This window comes from Ruegeria sp. YTSA219 (assembly GCF_059609985.1).
This window is the reverse complement of record NZ_JBXWMT010000004.1, coordinates 310101-328027: the sequence shown is the minus strand read 5'-3', so window position 1 is coordinate 328027 and position 17927 is coordinate 310101. Positions and strand designations below refer to the sequence as shown.

Annotated in this window: 18 protein-coding genes and 1 pseudogene; 17 read left to right on the top strand and 2 right to left on the bottom strand. The window is 56.7% G+C overall.

What is annotated here, in order from left to right; translation table 11 throughout:
- Positions 1-23: 23 nt before the first annotated feature.
- Positions 24-155: pseudogene (locus AC2FFB_RS08940) on the bottom strand (IS3 family transposase); the annotation flags it as partial.
- Positions 156-253: 98 nt separating this feature from the next.
- Between AC2FFB_RS08940 and AC2FFB_RS08935 the strand changes: the two are divergent.
- Together AC2FFB_RS08935 and AC2FFB_RS08930 are read left to right on the top strand one after the other, a co-directional pair.
- A complete protein-coding gene (locus tag AC2FFB_RS08935; RefSeq protein ID WP_282027217.1) occupies positions 254-631 on the top strand; it encodes a hypothetical protein in 378 nt (125 codons plus the stop codon).
- Positions 628-1362, top strand: coding sequence for a DUF3726 domain-containing protein (locus AC2FFB_RS08930; protein WP_496874799.1), 735 nt, complete (start codon positions 628-630; stop codon positions 1360-1362). The genes AC2FFB_RS08935 and AC2FFB_RS08930 overlap by 4 nt, the downstream gene beginning before the upstream one ends.
- 199 nt (positions 1363-1561) lie before the next feature.
- Here the strand turns inward: AC2FFB_RS08930 and AC2FFB_RS08925 are convergent, their stop codons facing one another.
- Positions 1562-2563, bottom strand: coding sequence for a nuclear transport factor 2 family protein (locus AC2FFB_RS08925; protein ID WP_496704984.1), 1002 nt, complete (start codon positions 2561-2563; stop codon positions 1562-1564).
- A 158-nt stretch (positions 2564-2721) separates the two neighbouring features.
- Between AC2FFB_RS08925 and AC2FFB_RS08920 the strand changes: the two genes are divergently transcribed.
- The 15 genes from AC2FFB_RS08920 (at position 2722) to AC2FFB_RS08850 (ending at position 17824) form a co-directional block, all read left to right on the top strand.
- Complete coding sequence (locus tag AC2FFB_RS08920) at positions 2722-3771, top strand: ABC transporter ATP-binding protein (protein WP_142639930.1); 1050 nt, start codon at positions 2722-2724, stop codon at positions 3769-3771.
- An 83-nt stretch (positions 3772-3854) separates the two neighbouring features.
- The gene (locus AC2FFB_RS08915; protein ID WP_271949112.1) at positions 3855-5081 is read left to right on the top strand and encodes an ABC transporter substrate-binding protein; all 1227 of its coding nucleotides are present in this window, start codon (positions 3855-3857) and stop codon (positions 5079-5081) included.
- Between the two features lie 65 nt (positions 5082-5146).
- Positions 5147-6175, top strand: a complete 1029-nt coding sequence (locus AC2FFB_RS08910; RefSeq protein ID WP_142639926.1) for a carbohydrate ABC transporter permease — start codon at positions 5147-5149, stop codon at positions 6173-6175.
- Between the two features lies 1 nt (position 6176).
- The gene (locus tag AC2FFB_RS08905) at positions 6177-7058 is read left to right on the top strand and encodes a carbohydrate ABC transporter permease (RefSeq protein WP_496676806.1); all 882 of its coding nucleotides are present in this window, start codon (positions 6177-6179) and stop codon (positions 7056-7058) included.
- Between the two features lie 178 nt (positions 7059-7236).
- On the top strand, positions 7237-8226 hold the full coding sequence (locus AC2FFB_RS08900) for a nuclear transport factor 2 family protein (RefSeq protein ID WP_496676809.1): 990 nt from the start codon (positions 7237-7239) through the stop codon (positions 8224-8226).
- A 132-nt stretch (positions 8227-8358) separates the two neighbouring features.
- Entirely contained in the window at positions 8359-8889 is a 531-nt protein-coding gene (locus AC2FFB_RS08895) for an ester cyclase (RefSeq protein ID WP_142639920.1), read from the top strand.
- 11 nt (positions 8890-8900) lie between these two features.
- A complete protein-coding gene (gene hisD / locus AC2FFB_RS08890) occupies positions 8901-10241 on the top strand; it encodes a histidinol dehydrogenase (protein WP_496689178.1) in 1341 nt (446 codons plus the stop codon).
- Between the two features lie 79 nt (positions 10242-10320).
- Positions 10321-11385, top strand: a complete 1065-nt coding sequence (locus AC2FFB_RS08885; protein ID WP_496874798.1) for an ester cyclase — start codon at positions 10321-10323, stop codon at positions 11383-11385.
- 1 nt (position 11386) lies between these two features.
- A complete protein-coding gene (locus AC2FFB_RS08880; protein WP_281995153.1) occupies positions 11387-12154 on the top strand; it encodes an SDR family NAD(P)-dependent oxidoreductase in 768 nt (255 codons plus the stop codon).
- On the top strand, positions 12154-13173 hold the full coding sequence (locus AC2FFB_RS08875; RefSeq protein ID WP_142639914.1) for a LacI family DNA-binding transcriptional regulator: 1020 nt from the start codon (positions 12154-12156) through the stop codon (positions 13171-13173). The genes AC2FFB_RS08880 and AC2FFB_RS08875 overlap by 1 nt, the downstream gene beginning before the upstream one ends.
- A complete protein-coding gene (locus tag AC2FFB_RS08870) occupies positions 13170-14144 on the top strand; it encodes a nuclear transport factor 2 family protein (protein ID WP_496874797.1) in 975 nt (324 codons plus the stop codon). The genes AC2FFB_RS08875 and AC2FFB_RS08870 overlap by 4 nt, the downstream gene beginning before the upstream one ends.
- Positions 14145-14294: 150 nt before the next feature.
- A complete protein-coding gene (locus AC2FFB_RS08865; protein WP_496874796.1) occupies positions 14295-15257 on the top strand; it encodes a cupin domain-containing protein in 963 nt (320 codons plus the stop codon).
- Positions 15258-15315: 58 nt separating this feature from the next.
- Complete coding sequence (locus AC2FFB_RS08860; protein ID WP_496713561.1) at positions 15316-16440, top strand: cobalamin-independent methionine synthase II family protein; 1125 nt, start codon at positions 15316-15318, stop codon at positions 16438-16440.
- Entirely contained in the window at positions 16437-17132 is a 696-nt protein-coding gene (locus AC2FFB_RS08855; protein WP_496693800.1) for an alpha/beta fold hydrolase, read from the top strand. The genes AC2FFB_RS08860 and AC2FFB_RS08855 overlap by 4 nt, the downstream gene beginning before the upstream one ends.
- On the top strand, positions 17129-17824 hold the full coding sequence (locus AC2FFB_RS08850; RefSeq protein ID WP_496874795.1) for an RraA family protein: 696 nt from the start codon (positions 17129-17131) through the stop codon (positions 17822-17824). Before AC2FFB_RS08855 ends, AC2FFB_RS08850 begins: the two co-directional genes overlap by 4 nt.
- Positions 17825-17927: the final 103 nt, after the last annotated feature.

The following is a 17927-nucleotide window of genomic DNA, read 5'->3' as shown; positions in this document are numbered from 1 at the left end:
ATTCCACCGTACTTCTTCCGCTAGCGGTAATAGGTTTGTTCAACAACTCCGATCTGCCTGATCGCATCAAGACGGGACATGCCTTGACCCATCAGAACTTCAACTTGCCGTAACTTCGAGACAATCTCTTCCGGCTTCGGTCGCTTGTTTGCCATTCTAGGTCCTCCGTTTCCTAAACATAACGGGGGACCAGTTCAGTTGGGGAGGCTCAGCACTGGGTTTTGCCGGTGCTGATCCGGGGATTGAGAAACAAATGCCGCTGCCCATCGGGTGCCGTGTTCGCGCCTGCTATGACGTGTTGTTGGAAGACCTTGAAGAGCATCCAGGCAGTGACGTCATTCATTTCCTGTTGCGCCGCCCAGCTCTGAAAAGCATCGTGCGCCGCATCCAAACCATGAGCAGGCACAAATACGCCGAAATCCGAGCCAACCTTGCGGACCGGAACGTGCGCCCCATGGACCTGTTGCGCTGCAAGCTTGCCTTCTTTGGCGTCAGCAAGTTCGACCCTCGTTCGAAGCTATGGCTACGTAACACAATGTATCAGGGGGCACCGCTGATTGATGACATCGGCCAGACCTATGAAAGCTGGTTCCTGCCACTGAAACCGCAGATTGAGGAGGCACAGGCATGAAAGTATCCCGTAACGAAATGATCACCGCGCTGTCCCGCGCCTACGAAGGAGCCGGGCACGAGATCGGTGACTATGAGGACGCTGGCCAATTGGTCACTTGGTTGCAAATGGCGGGTCTGAGCGGGTTCGACCGTATCAGCCTGCCACCACGGGCCCCCAAGGGTGGAGCGACTCCGCGGTTGGTGTTCGAAAATGGCGACATCGCCGTTCTTGATGCAGGTGGCGCGGATGTCTGCGAGCACGGCTCATTGGCGGCCTATCTGATGCACTCCAAGGCCAACAAGTCGGGCTTTGCGATCATCGAACTGGCCAACTGCCGCTATCCTGGTCTAATCCTGCGAAGCCTGTCGATGGTCGCGCAGTTGGGCGTGTATATCTCAGCCTATCGGAAAGATCAGGTTGGATCACACGGAGCGAGCTTTGAAAGCGGCGCGACTTTCCCGCATTACTGGCGATTGGATAATGCAGATGACAGAAAAGAAATCTCGACCGTCACTATCATCTGCACAAATCAGCCTGCATTGTTGGCGGACGCGGTGACACGTCAGGTGGAGCAACCCGAACTTCAGCGGTTTGAGATTTCGGCGGCGCAGCTAGCAGCCAACTATAACCAAGCTTTGGAACAGGGGATTGAGGTTGACCCCGACCAATGGGACGCCCTGAACGCCGCCGCTTGGCCCATTCTCGTTCGCTCGGATACGCAATCCCGCTCAGGCGCGGGGCCCATGTGAGGCTTAGGATATGAGCCAGCGCTTGCTCCGTTTGCAAACAAAAAATGCCGCCCCGATTGGGGCGGCGTCGGACCGGAACTCGTTCAGCATGTATTCCAGGTGAATCGGCGCTGGGTCGCCAAAGAACCTTTTGACCCTACGCGCCATGAGCCAGGGGTAGTGCACAGAGCCAAGGTCTGATGTGCGTCAATCCTGCCGGTTATGTTCGCGGTAGCTCGGACATTCTGGCAAGGATGTCCACGCCCTGCTGTTTCCAGAAATGTAAAAGGTCGATGAATATCCAGTTCTCGGCCAGCTTATCCCCGTCTCGCCGATAGATATCTATTACCCGAAATTCACCGGCTTTGTCAGTCGCAGGCATTCCCATGAACCCGCCAGTTGGACGGGCTGTGAAGTTCGGCCAGCCAAAAAAACCGCCATAATGACCCTCTGCCAGGCGGCATATGTGTTTGGTTTTCGACCGGTCAGTGAAACCAGCACGGAAAGGGCCTGCATGCTGTTGGGCGTAGCGTTCGATCGTGTAGGTCGCCCCGATCCCGGATGGCCCCCACCAGATCATGTCTTCGGACCATGTGCGCCGTAGCTCGTCCTCAAGGCTGAGGCCGCTGTTCCATTGGCCCAGATCGGAGATCATAGAGTTGATGGCCGCCAGGGTCCGCTCTCCTTCCGCCGCAGGTTGCGGACCGACCATCAGGCCGTCATGGGTCATGGGCCCCGGCTGCACGAGCTGCGCGGCTGTCTGAGGCGGGAACGGCTGCAATCCGGCCTGCATCATGAAATGAGGTATGTCGAAATACATCGCCGTTTCAGTGATTTTCCCGTTTTCGACCTTGTTGAATTCGCAATAGCGCAGAAATGTCATTTTGCCGTTTGGCGAGATACCTAGCCAATCTTTGTCGAACAGCCCCATGAGATGGCCCATTGATACAACCCAGACCGAGGTGAAACCGTCCATCTCGTTTTCTCCGGCCATGAATATGTCCATGCGGCGCTGCATTCGGGTCAGGCTTTGTTTCAGCGGAAGCCAGAACTGGGCACCTACGTCACAGGGGCCATGCAGTTCGTCAAAGGGATGGAATCCGCGCCACAGATAGTCATCGGCGCAATATTTCGAGATCACGTCAGGGACCGCTGATTCTTCAGCTCGGCTCAGAGCTTCATAAAGATCCAGAACAATATTTTTCTCGGCTTCGTAAGGCATATTCTTTTCTTTCAGTGCTTTACCAGGAATTGAGCACAGGTTTTCTGTATAGTGAAACGTAGATTTGCAAACGCATGCAAAAAAAGCTTGCCTGATGTTCCATCAGATGTCTATGCTCTTGCAAACGTATGCACGACAAGTGCACATGGGAGGACAGAATGGCCGAAATTCAACTTCGCAGTGTTGGGAAACGTTGGGGATCGTTTGTGGGGGTGGATAATTTCGACCTGACTATTGCCGATAAAGAGTTTCTGGTTCTTCTTGGCCCATCAGGCTGTGGCAAGACGACGACCATGCGCATGATTGCGGGTTTGGAAGACGCCAGCGAGGGCGACATTCTGATAGATGGCGAGCGTGTCAATGACATGGAGCCCAAGGACCGCGATGTTGCCATGGTGTTTCAGTCCTACGCGCTCTATCCGAACATGAATGTTTATGAGAATATCCGGTTCCCGCTGAAGGTGCGCGGCATCGACCCTTCCACACATGACGAAAAAGTGCGCCGCGCTTCGGCCATGGTCGAACTGGATGACTTTCTGCATCGCAAACCGGCAGAGCTGTCGGGCGGCCAGCGTCAGCGCGTCGCTTTGGCCCGCGCCATTGTTCGCGAGCCAAATGTCTTTCTGATGGACGAACCGCTGTCAAACCTTGACGCCAAGCTGCGTGTTTCGACGCGCGCGCAGATCAAGAACCTCAGCCACGAGCTTGCCGTGACCACGATCTACGTGACTCATGACCAGATCGAAGCGATGACTCTTGCAGATCGTGTGGTGATCATGAAGCAGGGTATCGTGCAGCAGGTTGGCTCTCCGACCGATATTTACGATGCACCCGCAAACACTTTTGTGGCCAGCTTTATTGGCAATCCGGCAATGAACCTTATCGATGGTCAGGTTCAGGATGGGGTGTTTCGGGCTCAGAACACTGAGGTGCATGGGCTGAATGCGTCGGACGGCCCGATTACGCTGGGCTTTCGCGCCGAGGACGCCAATGTCGTGGAAAGCGGCGGCGAGATTAACGGGCCCATCTACACGCAGGAGCTTTTGGGCGACAGCACGATGGTCTCGGTTCGGATCGGTGGCGCGCTGGTTTCGGTCAAAGCCGACAAAACCTATCGCGCTGAAATCGATGATCAGGTTTCAATCCATATCCACACCGATCACTGCCACTTGTTTGATGCGCAAACCGGAACGCGTTTGGAGCGCTGAACAGAAAATCCAAACCCGCATTGCCGGGTTTAACGCAGGTGCAGACTTCGAAGATGCACCCATCTACCTAGGGAGGAATACAAATGTTTCTGAAGAAAATTGCATTGGCTGGGTCCTTGGCCGCCTTTGCCGCCAGCGCAGGTTATGCCTGTGAAATTAGCGGGCGCGTGAATATCGTTGGTAACGAATTTGCGGCCATTCAGGCCGTCGCAACCGGCGCGAAAGAATGCACAGGCGCATCGGTCGATTCAAACCTGACCTCCGAGCACCAGACCATCAACGTGGCTGGTCTGTCCGGAAACCCGTCTGAATACACCAGTGCCATCATCGCCAACAGCTCGATCGTGGCGTTGATGAACGAAGATGTTATTCGGCCGCTCAACGATCTGGTGGAACAGCATGGTCAGGACCTGCAGCCAGGTCAGTTGATCAAGATTGGTGATGACATTATGGCCGTGGCGTTCATGGCGAATGCTCAGCACCTGATGTATCGCAAGGACGTGTTGGAACAGGCCGGTGTCGAAGTGCCGACAACCTATGAAGAATTGCTCGAAGCGGCCAAAGCCATTCGCGAGCAGGGCATCATGCAAAACCCGGTTGGCGGCGCCTATGCGTCGGGTTGGAATCTGGCACAGGAATTCAACAACATTTTTCTTGGCTATGGCGGCAGCCACTTCAAAGCCGGAACAGCCGAGCCCAACGTGAATTCTGAGGCTGGTGTCAATGCGCTGAACATGATGAAGGCTTTGTCGGAATACATGAACCCCGACTTCCTGACCCACGATTCCAATGCCACTAATGCCGAATACCGTGCTGGTAACGTTGCAATCATGAATATGTGGGGTTCACGCGCATCGCAGCAAACCACGACCGAAGGCGTGCTTCAGGAAGTGATCGACGGTCATGCGATCGGCGCACCACTGACAGTCGGCGGCGGGTCGACGCCTGCATCGACCCTGTGGTGGGACGGCTGGACCGTCGGCAAGAACATCTCGGATGAAGAAGCCGAGGCTACGTTCATCGCGATGAAACACGGTATCCGTCCTGACATGCTGAACGATGAAACCACGCCGCTGGCGGTATGGTTGATCGAAGGCTACGAGCCTGGTGCGGACGCCGAAGGCGTGTTTGAGGCGGCAAAAATGGGCACACCGCCTTATCCGATGTTGCCTTACATGGGCCTGATGCACAGCGCGCTAGGCAATGAACTTTCAGACTTCATGCAAGGCAAGGAAAGCGCTGAGCAGGCGCTGGCCGATGTCGAAGCCGCATATCGCGCCGCTGCCATCGAACAAGGTTTCCTCCAGTAGGGCCTGACTCGTGCGGGCGTCTGTAAGGGCCGCCCGCACAAACCAATTCACGTGGGGATTGCGACATGCGCCATAAGACCTTCCTGTGGTTCTTCCTGCCCACCGGGCTTGCGATGCTGCTGTTCATCGCGATGCCGATAGTCTCGGTGGTGACCCAATCCATTTTCGCGCCTCATCCGGCCGTTTTGTTAGAGGTCGAAAGCTGCACCCCCCTGATCGGCTGCACGACAGAGACCACGATTGATCAAGAGGCAACAGCCGCCCTTCGCGCCGAGAAACCACTGGGCCGATTTGTCGGATTGGACATTTACCTGGACCGTGGCCACCTGGCGATCCAGGAAATTGGACAGATCTGGGCTGCGAATGAAACCTGGGGCGGTTTCTTCTCAAAGATCGGTAATTTGCCCTTTTACAGGGCAATGGCTTTTACGCTGACCTTCACGTTTGTTGTGACGCCGCTCACAATCATTTTGGGGCTGGTGATTGCGCTGGCAATCAACTCCCTGCACCGAAATCTCAAAGGGCTGCTGATCTTCTTTTCGCTTCTGCCGATGATCGTCACTCCGTTGATTGGCTCGCTTATCCTGTTCTGGATGATTGACAGCCGCGGGGTCATCGGCAACGCCCTAGTATATCTGGCCGGGGATCCGGATTTTAGCCTGAAGGCCTCAACCGGGCTGATGTGGGTGGCGCTGATGGTTTATGGAGTTTGGCACGCCGCTCCATTTGCATTTGTCGTGTTCTATGCGGGGTTGCAAACATTGCCCCAGGATCAAATCGAGGCCGCCCAGATAGACGGGGCAACCCGCTGGCAACAGGTTAAGTTCGTGGTCGTTCCTCATCTCATGCCACTGGTCACATTTGTTGCGTTGATTCAGTTGATGGACAACTTCAAGGTGTTTGAACCGATAATCGGGTTCAGCGCAGGTGCGCACGCACAATCCCTTAGTACATTCATCTTCAACGACTTAGGCGGTGAAACCCGGCAGCTTTCTTCCGCGGCCGCGACCTCTGTGATCACGATAATCGGAGTCGCCATTCTGCTGTCACCGGTGCTTGTCCGCACCTGGCGCGACTTCAAAGGAGCAAGATAATATGGCCAGCCGCGCACAAAGAATGCCTAGAAGTCTCCGGATCGCCACGTCCTTATTTGTGATCCTATGGTTCGTTCTGGCCGCTTTCCCGTTCCTCTGGACGGTCTGGGGTTCGTTCAAGGTAGAGTTGGATTTCTTTTCGATCGCCGACTGGACCAATGCCATCACCGGAGCACGGACCGAAGCCGTCTATGGCTCGCCCTTCACAACCACAGGGTACGAGGGCGCCTGGATACAGGAAGAATTTTGGCGGAATGTTCTCAACACGGGGATCATCTGTTTCTTTGTTGTCACCATCTCGCTCACAATCGGAACGCTGGGGGGCTATGCCCTGTCTCGGTCGACCTACAACTATACGTTCTGGCTATTGATCACGGCACTTATCTTCCGGGCTATGCCCCCGATTACGCTGGTCTCGGGATATTTGCTGCCTTTCTTCGAATGGAACATCTGGGGGATCCTTCCAACCACGATCATCGTGCTTGTGGCGATAAACCAGCCGTTCACTCTGTGGATGCTGCATTCTTTCTTTAAGAACATCCCAAGCGAGCTGGATGAAAGTGCCAAGGTCGACGGATGCAACCAGTTCCAGGCATTTCGTCGGGTGATCATTCCGGTGATGTGGCCAGGGGTGATCACCACCGGGCTGTTCTCGTTCCTGCTGGCCTATAACGATTTTGCCGTCGGGGCGATGCTTCTGTCCGAAAGTAACCGCACGATGGTGCCTGCCATTGCCGCGTTTCTTGGTACAACGCAGACCGAAGGTAACGTGATGTTCGCGGTTGCGGCTGTGGTTTCAGCCACAGTTCCACTGTTCATTCTGGTCATGTTCTTCCAGCGACAGATTGTGGGCGGTCTGACGGCCGGGGCTGTGAAAGGCTAACTCTGATGGGACGCACTCATCCTCAGTCCGTATCTGCCCATGCGCATACTGCCAGACTGAATGTGGCTGCGCGCAGGACCCGGCGGCCGGGACGAATTCCATTTGCTTTGATGCGCGCGGGACCTTGCGGGGCGCTTCTCCGAACACGCCCCGAACAGACCCCATTGAGACAGAGAAGATGAAAAACCTCGACCGTAAACCCTTTCTGAGATTCACCGAAGCACAACGCCATCCTGGCAACTTCCGGCCGGCATTTGACGCTTTCTTCGCCCCCGGTGCACATGTCAACGTGGTGCATCCCTTCAATGAGGTCGCGGGCGGCCTCGGGCTGCACGATCACGTCATCGCCCCGCTCGCCGCTGCCTTCGACGGGCTTTTTCGGCGCGATGACATCGTCATGGCCGGCGAATTTGACGGGCAGGACTGGATCAGCGCCACCGGCTATTTCGTTGGTCGGTTCTCGCGCGACTGGCTTGGCATCCGGGCCACAGGCGAGCTTGCCTATCTGCGCTTTGGCGAGTTCCACCGGATGCAGGACGGCAAGGCGGTGGAAAGCTATATCTTCCTCGATATTCCAGAGCTGATGCTGGCCGCTGGACAATGGCCGATCCCCGACAGCCCGGGCAAGACCCGCGGCTTCACCGGCATGATTCAGGGCCCTGCCAGCCATGATGGCATCTTGACCACTCCGCAGGATCCTGCCGAGGGTGCCAAGAGCTATCATATGGTCACAGAAATGCTGGCCGGGCTTGCTACCGAGAACGAGGCTTGGCGCCCCTACTGGCATGACAACATGGTCTGGTACGGCCCCGGCGCCTTCGGTTCTTTCGTCGGGATCGAGAGTTTTGCCAGCTTCCAGGTGCCTTTCGAAGCCACCTTTGAAGGCTGGTCCGGCGGCACTGCGGGCAACGGTATGACGGCGCATTTCACCCGCTATGGCGAAGGTAACTACGTATGCTCGGGCGGTTGGCCCTCGTTAACTGGCGTCCAGGTGAAACCTTTCCTCGGCCAGTCCGCAAGTGGCAAACGCGTCTTCATGCGGGTCTGCGACTGGTGGCGCCGCGAGGACGATCTGCTGGTCGAAAACTGGGTTTTTGTCGATGTCCCGCATGTGCTGTTGCAACTGGGCTATGACCTCTTTGCTGAAATCGCCGAGCAGGCTGCATGAGCTGCTCTGCCAGACATAACGCCGTTGCGCGCCATCCGGCGCTCAACCGGATGCCAAGGGATTTTCTGACGGCGGATTAATCCTCGCCCTCCACACAGAAGACCCCTTGGTAACCATAAAAGGAAGAGAAACATGAAGGGCTCCCGCCCCGAACAGGCCGTGCTGACACGTGACACGGACATGAGCAAAACCGACGAGACCCGCGCCGTGATCGAGGGGATGGTCGATGGTTTGAACGACCACCGTATCGAAGACATCGGCGAATTCTTCGCCGAAGGGTTCCGCTGGCTTGGCAACCAGGGTTGCGGCACCAAGACGGGCCTGAAGGAATTCCAGGAAAACTGGCAACGCCCGTTCCAGGCTGCGTTTTCCGACAAGACCTGCATCGACGAGGCCCGGCTTTATATGGGCGAGTGGGCGGCAGCTTTTGGCCGCCAGGAAGCAACCCATTCTGGCGAATTTCTGGGGATTGCGCCCACCGGCAAGCGCGTCGAGATCCGTTACATGGATTTCTGGAAAGTTGTCGACGGCAAGATCGTCGACAACTGGGTGAATGTCGATTTTGCCCATGTCGCCTCGCAGCTTGGAGTCGATCTGTTCCAGGGCAAAGGGTGGGAAACATTTGACCGGGGAGAAGAAATTCCGCCCCGGCCCGAAAATTGAGGATTAGGACAATGGCTATCGAATATCTGAAAAGCGGCAAACCCGAGGCCGACCGGGCCGAAGATGACGCCAAAACCCGCACTGTCGTTGAAGCGACGCTGAAAGACATCGAAACTCGCGGTGATGCGGCGGTGCGCGATCTGTCGGAAAAGTTTGACAATTACTCGCCGGAAAGTTTCCGCCTGAGCCAGGAACAGATCGACGAGCTGATTGCCTCATTGACCGAACGCGAGCTCGCCGACATCAAGTTCGCTCAGAAACAGGTGATAAACTTCGCCCAGGCGCAGCGCGACTCAATGCTGGATATCGAGGTTGAAACCTTGCCGGGGGTCATCCTCGGCCACAAGAACATCCCGGTGCAGTCTGTTGGCTGTTATGTTCCTGGCGGTAAATTCCCGATGGTTGCGTCGGCGCATATGTCGGTTGCGACCGCTAAAGTGGCCGGTGTGCCTCGCATCATCGCCTGTACGCCACCGTTTCAGGGCAAGCCCAATGCGGCCGTGATCGCTGCCATGTATCTGGGTGGGGCGCATGAGATCTATGTCATGGGTGGTATCCAAGCGATTGGTGCCATGGCGATCGGTACGGAAACCATTGATCCGGTCCACATGCTGGTCGGCCCCGGGAATGCCTTTGTGGCAGAAGCCAAACGGCAGCTCTTTGGTCGCGTTGGCATCGACCTTTTTGCGGGCCCGACCGAGACGATGGTCATTGCCGACGAAACTGCTGCCGATGCCGAACTTTGTGCGACCGACTTGTTGGGGCAGGCCGAGCATGGCTACAACAGCCCCTGTGTTCTGGTCACCAACTCGCGCAAGTTGGCCGAAGAAACGCTGAGCGAGATCGACCGTATCCTCGGTATCCTGCCTACCGCCGGAACCGCAAAAGTCAGCTGGGAGGAGTATGGGGAAGTCATTGTCTGCGACACTTATGACGAAATGCTGCAAGTTGCCGATGATATCGCCTCTGAGCATGTGCAGGTGATGACCGACCGTGACGACTGGTTCCTGGAAAACATGACCAGCTATGGCGCGCTGTTTCTTGGGGCGCGGACCAATGTTGCAAACGGTGATAAGGTGATCGGCACGAACCACACGCTGCCGACCAAAAAGGCCGGACGTTATACCGGCGGCTTGTGGGTCGGCAAGTTCATGAAAACTCACAGCTACCAGAAGGTTGTTACTGACGAGGCTGCGGCAATGATCGGCGAATACGGCTCACGCCTGTGTATGCTGGAAGGCTTTGTCGGCCATGCCGAGCAATGCAATATTCGCGTCCGGCGTTATGGGGGCATCAACGTACCTTACGGCGAAGGTGCGGCTTATCGCGAGGCTGCAGACGCGTCCTCATAAGAGTGAGGTCATTGCTGCAGAACTTGCGCTTGGGGTTTGCCCGGGCACCACGGGTTTTGAAAGAAAAGCAGATAACACAATGCGAGATTTCGCAATGGACACACATTCTACCCATAAGGCCCTGATCGCGCCATTGCGCGAAGCCATGTATAACTTTGACGAAACCGGCGTCCGAGCTGCACTGCAGGCGGTGATTGCGCCCGATGCCGTCATCCACATGCCCCATCCATTCGGCGACCTGACCGGGCCGCAGGAACTCTATGATGCCTGCTACACACCGCTTTTGAAATCCATGCCCGATCTGGAACGCCGGGATTGGATTGTGATGGGCGGGCCGACGCAACATGGTGATGATTGGGTCTGCTGTGGCGGCCACTACGTAGGCACCTTCGTCGCCCCTTGGTTGGACATCCCGCCGACCGGGCATCTGACCCATATGCGGTTCCACGAATTCTACCGCTTTGAAAATCGCAAAGTTGTCGAAATCCAGGCACTCTGGGACATTCCCGAAGTGATGATGCAGGCGAAGGCCTGGCCGATGGCGCCGTCTTTGGGGCAGGAGTTCTGTATTCCCGGCCCGGCGACGCTGGACGGTATCGTGCGGGGCCCCTGGGATGAGGCAAAATCGAAGGCCTCCTGCGACCATATCGTTTCCATGCTTGAACATCTGGAAAAGCATCCCAGTCAGGGTGGCCCCGAAGTGATGGAGATGGAAAGGTTCTGGCATCCGCGCATGAACTGGTACGGGCCCGCTGGGATCGGCACCGGGCGCGGCATTGCAGGGTTTCGCAACTGGCACCAGATCCCTTTCCTGGGTGGCATGCCGGACCGAGGCAAATACGCCGACGAGATCACCTTTCATTTCTTTGGTGACGGTGATTATGCAGCTGTTACCGGCTGGCCGGACATGATCCAGACCATCACTCATGACGGCTGGATGGGTATCGCCCCTTCTGGCCAGCGCATCACTATGAGATCGTTGGATTTTTGGCGATTGGAAGATGGCCTGATCCGGGAGAACTGGGTGTTGGTCGACCTGCTGGACGTGTACCGGCAACTGGGCGTAGATGTCTTTGCCCGCCTGCGCGAATTCAACAAAGCGCGTGTCGCAGGTGAAGTTCCATACCCAGTCGGCGAGGTCTGATATGCTCAATTTTCCCAGCACCCCCAGTTTTAGTCTAGGTGGCAAACGTGCGCTAGTCGCCGGGGCATCGTCGGGCATAGGTCTGGCCTGCGCCGTAGCGCTGGCAGAGCATGGGGCCGAGGTCACATTGGCGGCGCGCCGCGCAAGTGCGTTACAAGAGATAGCCGATCAGATGACTGCCAAGGGATGGTCTGCCAAGGTGCTTGAGATGGATGTTACCGATGTCGCAGGAACTGCCGCGGCTGTCGCCGAAAACGGGCCGTTTGACATCCTTTTGAACTCGGCAGGGTTTGCACGTCATAGCAAGGCGGTCGAAACGGTGCCCGAAGACTTTGACTCGGTCATGAACGTCAATGTCCGGGGGGCCTATTTCCTAACCCAAGCCGTTGCCAAAGGGTTGCTTGAGGCCGGGCGTCCCGGATCGCTGATAAATATCTCAAGCCAGATGGGCCATGTCGGCGGGCAGGAACGCGCGGTCTATTGCGCCTCCAAGTTTGCGGTCGAGGGCTTTACCAAGGCGATGGCGCTGGAATTCGGGCCCGCAAAGATCCGTGTCAACACGATTTGCCCGACTTTCATCCTGACGGATTTGTCCCGGCCTACATTCGAAGACCCGACCAAACGGGCCTGGATTCTAGACAAGATCAAGCTGGGCCGCCCGGGAGAGATTGAGGATATTATGGGCGCGGTAGTGTACCTGGCATCAGAGGCGTCGGCTTTGGTTACAGGAACAGCAATGTTGGTGGACGGAGGCTGGACGGCAGACTGATGGTTACTCAGAAAGTTACATCGTTGGACGTTGCCCGGCTGGCCGGGGTAAGCCAATCCGCCGTTAGCCGGGTCTTTACGCCTGGTGCATCGGCCTCGCAAAAAACGGTCGCGAAAGTGCGCAAGGCAGCGGATGAACTGGGATATCGGCCAAATTTTCTGGCCCGTGCGGTGGTCTCGGGCAAAAGCCGGATCATTGGACTTGTGGTCGCCTATCTGAACAATCAGTTCTATCCTGAAGCGTTGGAAAAGCTGACAAACAAGTTGCAAGAGCGCGGCTACCACGTGCTGGTCTTCATGGCGTCGCATCAAGCCGGCAACATAGACAACGTGATCGAAGAAATACTGGATTTTCAGGTTGATGGGATTATCGCGGCTTCGGTGGCTTTGTCGTCGGATCTGTCGGATCGTTGTCTGGCTGCCGGTGTGCCGATGGTGCTGTTTAACCGGGTTCAGGACGACCCGGCCATGTCGGCGGTCACCTCGGACAATATCGCGGGTGGGCGCAAGGCTGCCGAATTCCTTTTGGCCGGGGGGCATAAAAAGATCGGGTACATCGCCGGTTGGGAAGGCGCGTCGACCCAGCGCGACCGCGAAGCAGGTTTCAGGGCCGCCTTGCATGATGCGGGGGCGGAACTGCATGCGCGCGGCGTTGGGAACTTCACCAGCGAACAGTCGCGGGCGGCAACGCTTGAGATGTTTGCTTCGGACCCGCCCGACGCCGTTTTTGTGGCCAATGACCACATGGCTATTGCAGTGATGGACACCCTCAGATTCGAGTTGGGCCTAAGGATTCCCGAAGATGTTTCGGTTGTCGGATATGACGATGTGGCCGTTGCAGCATGGCCAACCTATAGCCTGACCACTGTACGACAGCCTGCAAACCGTATGGTTGCCGAAACCGTGGACATTTTGCTGAGCAAAATCGAAGGGCCCGATGTTGGTCCGCACCGATTGGAAATAGATGGACCGCTGATTGTTCGCGGTTCTGCACGTATACCTGAAGGATGGAAGACATGAAGGGATTTGACCCGAAATTCAAAGATTTCCCTGACTATATTATTGGGATCACAAAAGAAATCTGGGAAGATCGGGGCATTGCCACGCTGCACCATTACTATGCACCCGATATCGTGGTTCGATCCCCGGGGTCAGTTGTCGTTGGCAATCAGGGCGTCATTGCCGCTACCATGGCAACGCTTGCCGAGTTCCCCGACCGCACATTGCTGGGTGAGGATGTGATTTGGTCCGGCACACCGGAAAATGGCATGCTGTCCTCGCACAGGCTTTTGTCGACTGCGACCCATCTGGGCGACGGTGTCTATGGGAAGGCTACCGGGAAAAAGCTGGTCTACCGTATCCTTGCTGACTGTCACGCCATCAACAACCAGATCAACGATGAATGGCTGATCCGCGACCAGGGTGCGATTGTCCAACAGATGGGTTGGGACCCAAAAGAATATGCCCGCGATCTGATCGCCCGCGAAGGCGGCCAAGAGGCTTGCGCCCAGCCTTACACGCCGGCGAATGATCAGCCTGGACCTTACAAAGGGCGTGGTAATGACAATGAATGGGGTCAGAAATACGCCGACATTCTGAACCGGGTCATGTCTGCAGACCTGAGCGTGATCAGTGCCGAGTATGACCGCGCCGTGCAATCGGAATATCCGCGCGGCACGACTGGTCACAGCTGGGCTCCGGTCGATCGCTTTTGGATGGGGCTTCGCGCCTCTTTCCCGAATGCCGAGTTCAAAATTCAACATCAGATCGGTCGCGATGACCCAATGATGCCGCCCCGCGCCGCGATCCGCTGGTCGCTGCATGGCAAGCATGATGGATGGGGTGTGTTCGGCACGCCGACGGGGGCCGAGGTCTTTGTGCTGGGTATCAGCCACGCCGAATTCGGCCCCTGGGGCCTGCGCCGTGAATACACTCTGTTTGATGAAACGTCGGTCTGGAAACAGATCCTTTTGAAAACCGGTGATCTGTAAATGTCGCATCGTCTCTCAAATCTGGAGGCTGGGCAGGCCCTGCGGCTTTTTCACGCCCACCGGGCCAGCCTGCGTGCCCGGCGACTGAACAACCGCCCGCCTGGTTTCGGAGTTTGACCGCAGCGAACTCCAACCAAAAGGAAGACTGAAATGAGTATCATCCAAAGCCGCATCGTCCGTTATGGCGAATTGAAACCCTGTAAAACCGCGTTCATCGACGCCCATACCCCGGGGTCAGATCAAAAGGAAAACTTCACCATCATCGGCGGGGGCGTATCTGAAAGCCCCGACCAGCATGTCCACATCACCGACAAGATTGGTTTCAACATCGGTGCCGCAGGCCAACCGCCGAGATGCCGGAACTCTCTGCATAGCCACACCACGGCCGAAGTGTTCTTTGTCGCCAAAGGCCGTTGGCGGTTCTTCTGGGGCAGATACGGATCGGCTGGTGAGTTCATTGCCGAAGAAGGAGACATCTTCAACATCCCGACCGGTATCTTCCGCGGGTTTGAAAATGTGGGGCAGGACTATGGGATGATCATGGCGGTCCTTGGTGGTGACGATGCCGGGGGCGGGGTCACCTGGGCGCCGCAGGTTATTCAGGATGCGCAGGCCCATGGCTTGATGCTGGGAAACAATGGGGTTCTTTACGACAGCAAAAAAGGGGAAACGCTGCCGCATAACGTACAGCCCATGCCCTTGCTGACTGAAGAGCAGTTGAAAGCCTATCCCGAGGTCCCCGTCGAAAATGTGATTGGCAATTACGTGGCCCGCTATTGGGATTTGATGGCGCTGTCATCAAACAGGCCTGCCGTTGTGATCGGCGAAAACGGCCTGATCAAGGACAAGCCGGGTTTCGAGGTTGATTTCCTTGGTCGCGGCTCGTGCGTGTCTGATCCGGTTAAAGCCGAAAAGCCTGTGGTCTTGATGCCGGCCAGTGGCCACTGGCGGATTACGATTGAGGATGTCGAAACAACCCTGACAAATGGGGATACCGCACTGGTTCTGCCCGGCGAAAGCTATGGCGTCACGCCTTCGATGACCGGTGACGCGGGGCTCTATCGCGTTACCGCAACCGAAGATCCGGCCGGTACAACTTGGACAGGTGCATGAAACAAACTGCGCTGCCTTCCGGGCGGCGCAGATTAGACTTGCAGAGGGAGAAGAAGGAATGACCCGCATTTCAACCACACATGTAGGGAGCCTTCCGCGTAGTCAGGAGGTCGTGGATTTCATCTTTGCGCGCGAGCGTGCAGAGCCATTTGACGCGGCTGCGTTTGATGCCTGTATGACCTCGGCCGTGTCCGAGACAGTGCGCAAACAGGTCGAAGCCGGGGTCGATATCGTATCAGATGGCGAGACGTCGAAGATCTCATACGCCACCTATGTCAAAGACCGCTATACCGGCTTTGACGGGGACAGCCCGCGCAACGCGCCAGCGGATCTGAAGATGTTTCCCGGCTTCCTGAAACGCCTGGCTGATGATGGCGGTACGCCACAATATGCGCGCCCAATGTGTGTGGGTGCGGTGCGGTCAAAAGGGCAAGGTGAACTGCAAAAAGACATCGACAACCTCAAGGCCGCCATGGCCACGCATGATGTCGAGCGTGGTTTTATGAACGCGGCCAGCCCGGGTGTCATCTCGCTGTTTCTGCAAAATGATTTCTACCCCACGCGTGAAGCCTATCTGGCTGCACTCGCCGATGCGATGAAGCAAGAGTACGAAACCATTGTGGGGGCCGGTCTGGACCTACAGCTGGATTGCCCCGACCTGGCCCTGTCTCGCCATATGCTGTTCTCTGACCTTTCGGACGAAGAATTTGTCAAGATCGCCAATTTGCATGTTGAGGCCCTGAACTACGCATTGCAGGACGTTCCCGCTGACAAGGTGCGCGTCCATATTTGCTGGGGCAATTACGAAGGACCGCATTGTTGCGACATTGGAATGGACAAAGTGTTCGGCACGCTGATGTCGACCAAATCCCGCTATGTCCTGTTCGAAACCTCGAACCCCCGTCATGCGCATGAATGGACGGTGTTCCGTGACCGCAAAGCCGAAATACCAGAGGACAAAGTGCTTGTACCTGGCGTTGTCGACACCACGACAAATTTTGTCGAACATCCGGAACTGGTCGCCCAACGTATTGAACGGTTTTCGAATATTGTCGGCCGCGAAAGAGTGATCGCGGGCTCGGATTGCGGATTTGGCACTTTTGCCGGATTTGGTGCGGTTGATCCTGATATCGCCTTTGCCAAGCTTGGTTCTCTGGCCGACGGGGCTGCATTGGTCACATGAAGCCACTTGTAATGTTGCCCGGCATGATGTGCGATGCCCGGCTTTTTGCCCCGCAGATCGCGGCGCTTTCGAGCAGCAATCCTGTCCTCTATGCGCCGATTGGGGGGCATGACACGGTGCAGGCTTTGGCCGCCGAAGTGTTGTCTTATGCGCCCCCGCGCTTTGTCCTTGCGGGTCTGTCCATGGGTGGCATCGTTGCGATGGAAATAATCCGGCAGCAACCGCAGCGCGTCGTCAGCGTGGCGCTGATGGATACCAACCACATGGCCGAACGGGATGACGTCAAAGCCAGGCGTGGTCCACAAATCGCCTCTGTGTCCAGTGGGGGCTTGGGCCGGGTCATGGCCGAGGAGATGAAACCAAACTACCTGACCGATGGCCCGAACCGCGAGGCAATTCTGAACCTGTGCATGGATATGGCCTTGGGTCTTGGATCGGATGTTTTTATTAACCAGTCCAAAGCACTGCGAGATCGCCCCGACCAAAGCGATACCTTGCGCGGTTATACCGGGCAGGCCCTGATCCTGTGCGGGAAAGATGATGCTCTGTGCCCGGTTTCGCGACACGCCTTGATGCATGAACTTCTCACGAATAGCCGTTTCGAGGTCATCGAGCAGGCGGGGCATTTGCCTACACTTGAACAACCCGAACGGACGACAGCGGCTCTGTGCCGTTGGCTGGAGGCACTATGAAAAAACCCTTGCTGGATCTTTTGAAATCCGTCGACACCCCCACCGTCTGCAATGCGATTGAAGTGGCGCAAGGCAAGCGTGGGTTCGACAATTTCACGCGGGGCACAATGCTGTGCTCGGATCCCGATGCGGGGGCAATGGTCGGTTATGCCAGAACGGCAAAGATCGCGGCGGTGAACCCTCCCGACGACCCTCCCGAAGTGATCCGTGAGCGCCGGATGGATTACTACCGGCATATGGCAACGGGCACAGGCCCGGCTGTCACGGTTGTCGAAGATCTGGATTTCCCGGACTGCATCGGTGCTTACTGGGGTGAGATCAATACCACGGTCCACAAAGGGTTTGGCATCAGCGGTGCGTTGACCAACGGCGTGATGCGGGATCTGGGCGATTTGCCGGATGGGTTTCCGGTTGTGGCGGGCTCGGTCGGTCCAAGCCACGGGTTCGTGCATGTCAAAGAGGTGGGCACTCCGGTTACCATCTTCAGCCTCTCGATCAAGGACGGGGACCTGGTGCATGCGGACCGGCACGGCGCTTTGGTGATCCCGCCCGAAGTGGTGGACAGCCTGGAACAGGCGATCCGTAAATTGCTTGAAACCGAAAAGCTTATTCTTGGCCCAGCACGCGCGTCAGAGTTCGATTTTGAGGCCTTTGAACAAGCATGGGCGGCGTTCGAAGCCTCGCGCACGTAAATGCGGCAACAACCGCGCGGCCCAGCCATAGACTAACCCGGCAGCGAGCCGATGTGATCCTGAATTGGCCCGTCACTAGCGATGGCGATTGTGTCGGAAATCA